Raw genomic sequence first — 7,966 nt, 5'->3', positions numbered from 1 at the left:
CCCGCGCCCCCATGCCACGGCGACCAAAGCCGCCGGCATTCCCTTCGAAGTGGCGGTGAGCGAGTACAGCTCGCGCCACCGCGTGAAGCCGGGGATTACCGGCTGGGCGCAGATCAACGGTTACCGGGGTGAGACCGACACCCTGTTCAAGATTCAGAAACGTGTCGAGTACGACCTGGAGTACATCTCCAAGTGGTCGGTGTGGTTTGACCTGTACATCGTTTTCATGACGGTCCCGGCCGTCCTTTCCACCAAGGAAGTCTATTGATGAAGACCCTCAACGGATTAATTCCCTGCATCGTTTCCGGTGGTTCGGGCACTCGACTGTGGCCGGTGTCGCGGCAGAACATGCCCAAGCCGTTCATGCGCATGCGCGATGGCCAGAGCCTGCTGCAAAAAACCTTCCTGCGCGCGGCCAAACTGCCCGGCGTGGAAAGCGTGCTCACGGTGACCAACCGCGACCTGTTGTTTCGCACCCTCGACGATTACCGCGGAGTGAACAACGCCCGCCTGCCCCTGGACCTGCTGCTGGAACCGTTCGGTCGCAACACGGCGGCGGCCATCGCCGTGGCGGCCCTGCATGTGCAGGAGCATTTCGGCGGCGACGCACAGTTACTGGTAATGCCCGCCGACCACCTGATCCTCAATGAAGTGGCGTTCGCCGAGGCCGTGACCCAGGCCCGCGACCTGGCCGAAGCCGGCTACCTGGTGACGTTCGGCATCCAGCCCGACCACCCGGAAACCGGCTTTGGCTATATCGAGCAAGGCGAGGCGCTGAGCCATGGCTACCGGGTCAAACGCTTCGTCGAGAAACCCGACCTGGCCACCGCCCAGGCCTACCTGGACGGCGGCAAGCACCTGTGGAACGCCGGCATGTTCTGCTTCAAGGCCAGCACCCTGGTGGACGAACTGGCCACCCATGCCCCCGCCGTGCTGGAGGCCGCCCGCGCCGCGCTGGAACACAGCCAGAGCCTGCAAAACAAAACCTCGCGCCAACGTGAACTGGATGCGGATGCGTTCGGCAGTGCGCCGGATATTTCCATCGACGTGGCCTTGATGGAAAAGTCCCGGCAAGTGGCCGTGGTGCCCTGTGACATTGGCTGGAGCGACATCGGGTCCTGGGAAGCGCTGCGCCAGCTCACCCCCAGCGATGCCCATGGCAACCAGGTCAATGGCGAGGCGATTTTGCATGACGTGCACAACTGCTACATCGACTCGCCCAAGCGCGTGCTGGGCGCCGTGGGGGTGCGCGACCTGATCATCGTGGATACCCCCGACGCACTGCTGATCGCCGACGCCCACCGCAGCCAGGATGTGCGCCATATCGTCGCCGAACTCAAGCGCCAGAACCATCCGGCGTACAGCCTGCACCGCACGGTGACCCGGCCGTGGGGTACCTACACCGTGCTGGAGGAAAGCAGCCGCTTCAAGATCAAACGCATCGTGGTCAAGCCCCTGGCCTCGCTGTCGTTGCAGATGCACCACCACCGCAGCGAACACTGGGTGGTGGTCAGCGGCGCGGCACAGATCACCAATGGCGACCGCGAGTTCCTGATCAACGCCAACGAGTCCACCTACATTCCCGCCGGGCACAAACACCGGCTGACCAACCCCGGCATCATCGACCTGGTGATGATCGAAGTGCAGAGCGGCGAGTACCTGGGCGAAGACGACATCGTGCGCTTCGACGACATCTACGGCCGCGCGCCTGCCGAGGCGAAAAAATGACATGCGCACTTCATTGATCATCCCCACCCGTAACGCCTCCAGCCACCTGGCACGCCTGCTGCCTGCGTTGAAGATGCAAACCCTGCAACCTGACGAGATGCTGGTGGTGGACAGCGCCTCCAGCGATGACACCGTGGCGCGCTTTCGCGCGTTCGGCGCGCGGGTCGAGGTGATCGACGCCCGTGACTTCAACCATGGCGGCACCCGCCGCTGGGCCAGCGAACAGGTGGGTGGCGACGCGCTGATCGTAATGACCCAGGACGCCATCCCGGCGACGCCCGAGACCTTTGCCAACCTGCTCGATGAATTGCAGCAGGACCCGCTCAACGGCGTCGCCTACGGACGGCAATTGCCCCACCCCGATGCCGGCGTGCTGGGCGCGCAATCGCGGCACTTCAACTACCCGGAACACAGCCGCAGCAAAAGCCTGGCCGATGCACCGGAGCTTGGGATCAAGACCTGCTTCAGCTCCGACTCGTTTTCGGTGTACCGGCGCAGTGTGTTGCAGGCCGTGGGTGGCTTCCCTGCCGACGTGATCGGCAGCGAAGACGCCTTTGTGGCCGCACGCATGCTGCTCGACGGCTACAAGGTGCGCTATGCCGCCACCGCGCTGGTGCATCACTCCCACGATTACAAACTCATGGACGAGTTTCACCGCTACTTCGACATTGGCGTGTTCTACGGCCGCGAGCCGTGGATCAAGCAGGCCTTTGGCGACGCGGGTGGCGAGGGCAAACGCTATGTGCTGGCCGAACTCGCGGCGCTGCGCAAAGCCGGCGCCTTGCACCGCGCGCCCGAGGTGCTGGTGCGCAGTGCGTTCAAACTGCTCGGGTACCGCCTGGGCCATCTTGAACGCCGCCTGCCGCTCGCCCTCAAGCGGCGCATCAGCATGTTTCCCGGTTATTGGAGGTGAGCATCATGACCCACAGGAAATCCCCCTTGATGAAGCGAAGCGTGCTCGCCCTGGCCATGCTGGCCCTGGCCGCCTGCAACACCCCGGCGCGTATCGAACCACCGGACAGCAAGACCGTCGAGGACGGCAAGCGCGCCCTCGACCAACTGGCCCAGCTGCCACCGGCAGTGGAACGCATCCGTATCGGCGACCAGTTGCGCATCGTCCGCGATGCTGGCGAGATGCCGACGCTGTCGGCGTTCAACGTCAGCACCATCTACGAGCTGACGCTGTACACGGTGCAGACGGACGGCAAGATCAACTACCCGTTCCTGGGGCCGATCCAGGTTGCCGGGCGCCAGCCATCGGAGCTGGCCAACCAACTGACCCACGAGCTTGCGCAGACCTACCGCGAGCCCCGGGTCACGGTGAACATCAACCAGGCGCCGGGCAACTCGGTGATCGTCGGCGGCGCGGTGAATAACCCCACGGCGGTGCAGATCGCCACGGCCAACACCCTGGAACAGGCGATTGTCGGCGCCGGCGGAGTCAGCCCGGCGGGCAACGCGAGCATGGTTGCGCTGCTGCGCGAAGATGCCCAGGGCGCCTACCGCGCCTACTTCCTGGACTTCAGCCAGCTCCTCAAGACCGGCGCCAACGGACGCAAGCCGGTGCGCCTGCAACGCGGCGACGTGGTGTTCGTGCCCAAGTCCAACGTCGGCGAGCGCATCCAGGGCGTGGATACCTACATGAACCAACTGATTCCGTTCACCAAGTCCATCGGGGTCGGCTACAACTACACGCGAACCAGCGGCGGCAGTAATTAAAGGAGCGACATCCCATGATCGAGATCCGTTCTTTTCGTGATCTGCTACGCCTGTTCTTCATCTTCCGCCACGAGTTCAGACTGGCCGCCATTGCGGCGTTGGTGATCATTCTACTGGGGGCTTTCCTGCTGCCGGCCAAGTACGAATCCACGGCGCGCCTGCTGGTCAAGCCGGGGCGTGATTCGACCTTGCCCATCGAGATCAGCAACCGCCAGGCGCTGGTGATGCCCAGCACCCAGCGCGACCCGATTGTCGACGAAGAGCGCCTGCTCACCGGGCGCCCGATTGTGCGGGCGGTGGCCGAGCACTACCTGGAAGTGATCAGTAACGCACCGCCACCGGAAGGCTTCTGGAAGCGCACCAAGTACTACGTCAAGAGTGGCATAGGCGCGGTGTTCGATGGCATCCGCGTGGTACTGGAAACTGTCGGCGTGGTGGAAAAAACCACGCCGGTGGAACGCCTGGCGGCGGGCCTGGAAAAGAACTTCGAGGTGAGCCACGCGGCCGGCTCCACGGTCATGGACATCAACTTTACCTGGGGCGACCCGGAGATAGCCCAGGCGGTGGTCAAGGATTGGGTCGAGACCTATGTCAACGAACGCACCCAGGCCCTGGGGCGCAAGAGCCTGTACGTCTTCTATGAAGGCCAGGTAGCCACCAGCGCCACCGAGATCCAGAGCTACAAGCAACAGATCCTCACGCACCTGAACCAGATCGGCGCGGCGAGCATCACCGATCGCCTGGAAGACTTGTCCGAGCGCATCAACGTACTGCGGGGCGAAACGTTCAACACCACGCGCCTGATCGCCTCCTCCGACAGCGCCATCCAGAGCACCCGCACCCAGCTCAAGAGCCAGCCCAAGGAAGTCACCACGGTGCGCCAGATCGCACTGAACCCCCAGCAGCAGGACCTGCGCCGCCTGCTGAACCAGAAGCTGCTGGAAAAGGCCGACATGATGCGCACCTACACGGACAACGCGCCGCCGGTCAAAGCCCTGGATGCGTCGATCCGCGCAATGCAGGCCCATGTCGCGAGTGAAAGCAACACCGTGCAAAGCTCGGAAAACCGCGCGCCCAATACCCTGGAAATCCACTTGCAGCGAGTACTGTTGGATGAGTCGAGCAACAACCTCGCGCTGCGTACCCAACTGACTCAACAACAGAAACAACTGGCCAACCTCGAAGCCCAGCGCAAGCAAGCCCTGGAGATCGAACCGGAACTGACACGCCTCGCCCGGGAGCTGGGCGCCGCCGAACGCAACTACGCGCTGTATGTGGACAACCTGGAAAAATCACGCATTGACCGTGAACTGGATAACAGCCAGATCAGCAACATCGCGGTGATCGAAGAGGCCACCCTGAACCCCGGCCGTATCTTCCCCAAGACCCTGGTGATGCTGGTGCTGGCGGTCCCATTCGCCCTCGTCGTCGGCCTGCTGGTGATCTACCTGTGCTACCTGCTCGACCAGCGCATCCACGATGGCGGCCTGGCGGAACGCAAGTTCGGCCTGCCGCTGTGGACCACCTTGCCCGAGCTGGACACCAGCACCGCCCAAAGCACCAACGCGTTCAATGCGAGTATCTACCGGCTGTACGGATTGCTGCAGTTGGAGCGCATCGCCGAGCAGGGCCTGACCCTGGGGCTGACCTCGGCACGTCACGGCGAAGGGGTGACCTTTGTGGTGGAACAACTGCGTCAGTTGCTGCAGGAAAACGGTATCAACGTGCGTGTGGGCGGCGCCGAACCGGCGGCGCCAGGTGAAGTGGTGCTGCTGGACGCCTCGGCGCTGCTGGATAACCGCGATGCGTTTATCAACCTGCGTCGGGCCGACCTGATTGCGCTGGTGGTGGAAGCGCAGAAGAGCACGGTGCCGGTGGTGGAGCACGCGCTGTCGATCCTCAACACCGCGTTCGGCAAGGTCGACGGCATCATCATCAACCGGCGCAAATTCGAAGTGCCGGCCAAGGTGCTGAAAACCATCGCCAAGTACCGAGGGGCATTCTGATGCGCGTCGCCCTGCTCGCTCCGTTGCCACCGGAGAAAAATGGCATCGCCGACTACGCGAACCATTTCCGCACGGCACTGGAACAACTGGAGGTGACGGTGCTGACGCCGTTGGCCGGGGTGGCGGGCAACAGCGAGGCGATCAAACAGGCCATCGGTGGTTTCGACTGGCACAGCGTGGACCTGGTCCACGCCGAGCTGGGCGGCGGACGGCTGGGGGAGTTCCTGGCCCTGCGCGAATTGCGCAAGGCCTACCCGGCACTGCCCTTGACCGCCACGGTGCATGATCCGGAACGCATCGTCTGGCGGCGTGAGCGCTTGCCATTCCCGTTGAACCTGCTGGAGCGTTTGCCCAGCCCGATGCCACAGGCGGCAGTGGTGCTGGCCGATCCGCTGACCTTGCGTGAAGAGCGCCAGGTCGCCGCCGGCTTGACCCGCTTGATCACCCTCACCCGCCTGGGCGCCGAGTGCCTGGGCCAACGCATGCAACTGCCGGCGGGGAAAGTCGCGGTGATCAACCATGCCAACCTGGCAATTCCATCGGCGCCGTTGCCGCCACTGGATATGCTGCGTCTGCTGTACTTCGGGTTTATCTACCGGGGTAAAGGCATCGAAGACCTGTTAGAGGCCCTGGCCGGCGTATTCAAGCAGGCCCCCGAATTGCGTGAGCGTGTGCGCCTGACCCTGGCCGGTGGCACCGCCGCCGAAATGGCGTTTGGCGCGGGTGGTAATTACCTGGAGCAGTTGAACCGCCAGATCGCCGAACTCGGCCTGGCGGACGCCATCGACTGGCGGCTGAACCTGCCGGCCGACGAGATTGCCCAGACCATCCAGGCCCACCATGTGATGGTGCTGCCCTATCGCGAATCGAAAAAACTCGGCCTGCTCGGGCGCCAACGCGGGACCAGTGGCGCGCTGTCCTGGGCTGCCGCCTGCGGGCGTGGGGCGATTACCTCCGACGCTCGCGCGTTTGCCGAGGAAGTCGCCAGCGGCAACGGTGCCATCTACCCCGAGGGTGATGTGGATGCCCTCAGCGCGCAACTGCTGCGCCTGGCACGCACGCCGCTGCTGGCCCGGGACTGGGCCGAACGCGCCGGCGAAATCGGCCGCGAGCGCTTATGGCCGTTGACCGCGCAAAAGTTCAAGGCACTGTTTGAGCAAGCCATCGAGGGCAGCCGCCATGGCGCGTAAACGCACCTACGTCGCCACCCTGGTCGTAGTCGCCGCCCTGGGCCTGACCGCGATTTTGTGGGGGCGCCAGGCCGATGCCGAGAGCCATGTGCTCAAGGGCAACAAAACTGTGGTGTGGAAGGATTTCCTCGGGGTGAACGCGCAGTTCCTGTGGTTCGCCCCTGAGCGCTATCAGAAGCAGATCGACCGTCTCAAGGCGCTGGGCCTGGAGTGGGTACGCCTGGATTTGCATTGGGACCAGCTGGAGCCGGTCGCAGGGCAGTACCAGGTTGCGACGCTGGATCAGTTGGTGGGCAAACTGCAGGACAATCAGCTCAAGTCAGTGTTCTACCTGGTCGGGTCGGCGCCGTTCGCCACCACTGCGCCGGTAGGGGCGCCGTATCAGGACCAGTACCCGCCGAAAGACCCGAACGTGTTCGCCAACCGCATGGCGCTGTTGGCCCAGCGCTATCCCAGTGTCGACGCCTGGCAGGTGTGGAACGAACCGAACCTGCTGGGCTTCTGGCGCCCGGCAGCCGACCCGGCCGGCTACGCCGCACTGCTGACCACCACCGCCGCCGCGTTGCGCGCAATGAACCCGAGCAAACCGGTGGTGGCCGCCGGCATGGCATTCTTCAGCGAAATGCCCAACGGCCAGAGCATGTTCGATGCCCTCGGCGCCCTGGGCGTGGCCAGCCTCAATACCGTCGTCTCGTACCACCCTTATACCCAATTGCCCGAAGGCAACGACCCGGCCAACCTGGACTTTATCGCCAGGACCACCACGCTCAACCAGGCCCTGCGCAGCGGCGGCGTGCAGACCCTGTGGAGCACAGAATGGGGCTGGTCGACCTACACCGGTCCCAAAGACGCCCAGGACATCATCACCCCACAGACCCAGGCCGATTACGTAGTGCGCCGCCTGGCGCTGATGAGTGCGCTGGATTACGACCGGATCTTCCTGTTTACCCTCAGTGATCTGGACCAGCGCGCCAGTGTGCGGGACCAGTCTTACGGCTTGCTCGACATCGACGCCAACCCCAAGCCGGTCTACACCGCGCTGAAAAATTTCCTCGACGTCAGCGGTCCGACGCTCACCCCCGGCGATCCGCCCAGCGCCGATCAGTTGCCCGACGGCCTGTTCAGCATCGGCTGGACCCGCGCCGACGGGCGCAAGCTATGGTTCTTCTGGGCGGCCGGGGGCGGCAACGCACACCTGCCCAACCTGGCCAGCGCCACCCTGTATGACCCGCTGCGCGGTACGCAAACCCCGGTAAGCGGCACCCACGGGCTGACTGTCATGGTCAAGCCGAACCTGCAAATTCTGTTATGGGAGTGAGGCCC

The 7,966-nt window shown here is 64.1% G+C and carries 7 protein-coding genes; all 7 read left to right on the top strand.

What is annotated here, in order from left to right; genetic code table 11:
• On the top strand, window positions 1-268 hold a 268-nt coding region (locus tag J3D60_RS31220), incomplete at its 5' end, for a sugar transferase (protein ID WP_253493926.1).
• Window positions 268-1,728: a mannose-1-phosphate guanylyltransferase/mannose-6-phosphate isomerase gene (locus J3D60_RS31215; protein WP_253493924.1), complete on the top strand. Its 1,461-nt coding sequence runs from the start codon at window positions 268-270 to the stop codon at window positions 1,726-1,728. The genes J3D60_RS31220 and J3D60_RS31215, both read left to right, overlap by 1 nt.
• A 1-nt stretch (window position 1,729) precedes the next feature.
• A complete protein-coding gene (locus J3D60_RS31210) occupies window positions 1,730-2,641 on the top strand; it encodes a glycosyltransferase family 2 protein (protein ID WP_141157211.1) in 912 nt (303 codons plus the stop codon).
• Between the two features lie 29 nt (window positions 2,642-2,670).
• On the top strand, window positions 2,671-3,447 hold the full coding sequence (locus tag J3D60_RS31205; RefSeq protein WP_253493923.1) for a polysaccharide biosynthesis/export family protein: 777 nt from the start codon (window positions 2,671-2,673) through the stop codon (window positions 3,445-3,447).
• Window positions 3,448-3,461: 14 nt separating this feature from the next.
• Entirely contained in the window at window positions 3,462-5,453 is a 1,992-nt protein-coding gene (locus J3D60_RS31200; RefSeq protein ID WP_065939413.1) for an exopolysaccharide transport family protein, read from the top strand.
• The gene (locus tag J3D60_RS31195) at window positions 5,453-6,643 is read left to right on the top strand and encodes a glycosyltransferase (RefSeq protein WP_253493921.1); all 1,191 of its coding nucleotides are present in this window, start codon (window positions 5,453-5,455) and stop codon (window positions 6,641-6,643) included. The genes J3D60_RS31200 and J3D60_RS31195 overlap by 1 nt, the downstream gene beginning before the upstream one ends.
• Window positions 6,633-7,961: a cellulase family glycosylhydrolase gene (locus J3D60_RS31190; protein ID WP_253493920.1), complete on the top strand. Its 1,329-nt coding sequence runs from the start codon at window positions 6,633-6,635 to the stop codon at window positions 7,959-7,961. The genes J3D60_RS31195 and J3D60_RS31190 overlap by 11 nt, the downstream gene beginning before the upstream one ends.
• The last annotated feature ends 5 nt before the right edge of the window (window positions 7,962-7,966 follow it).

This window comes from Pseudomonas sp. S3E17 (genome assembly GCF_024168685.1).
Taxonomy (GTDB): Bacteria; Pseudomonadota; Gammaproteobacteria; order Pseudomonadales; family Pseudomonadaceae; genus Aquipseudomonas; species Aquipseudomonas marginalis.
This window is presented reverse-complemented; position numbering and strand designations above follow the sequence as displayed.

What these genes read in the sequence shown, in the direction of transcription:
- J3D60_RS31215 (WP_253493924.1), top strand. Translation starts at nt 268, where the DNA reads ATGAAGACCCTCAACGGATTAATTCCCTGCATCGTTTCCGGTGGTTCG.
- J3D60_RS31210 (WP_141157211.1), top strand. Translation starts at nt 1,730, where the DNA reads ATGCGCACTTCATTGATCATCCCCACCCGTAACGCCTCCAGCCACCTG.
- J3D60_RS31205 (WP_253493923.1), top strand. Translation starts at nt 2,671, where the DNA reads ATGAAGCGAAGCGTGCTCGCCCTGGCCATGCTGGCCCTGGCCGCCTGC.
- J3D60_RS31200 (WP_065939413.1), top strand. Translation starts at nt 3,462, where the DNA reads ATGATCGAGATCCGTTCTTTTCGTGATCTGCTACGCCTGTTCTTCATC.
- J3D60_RS31195 (WP_253493921.1), top strand. Translation starts at nt 5,453, where the DNA reads ATGCGCGTCGCCCTGCTCGCTCCGTTGCCACCGGAGAAAAATGGCATC.
- J3D60_RS31190 (WP_253493920.1), top strand. Translation starts at nt 6,633, where the DNA reads ATGGCGCGTAAACGCACCTACGTCGCCACCCTGGTCGTAGTCGCCGCC.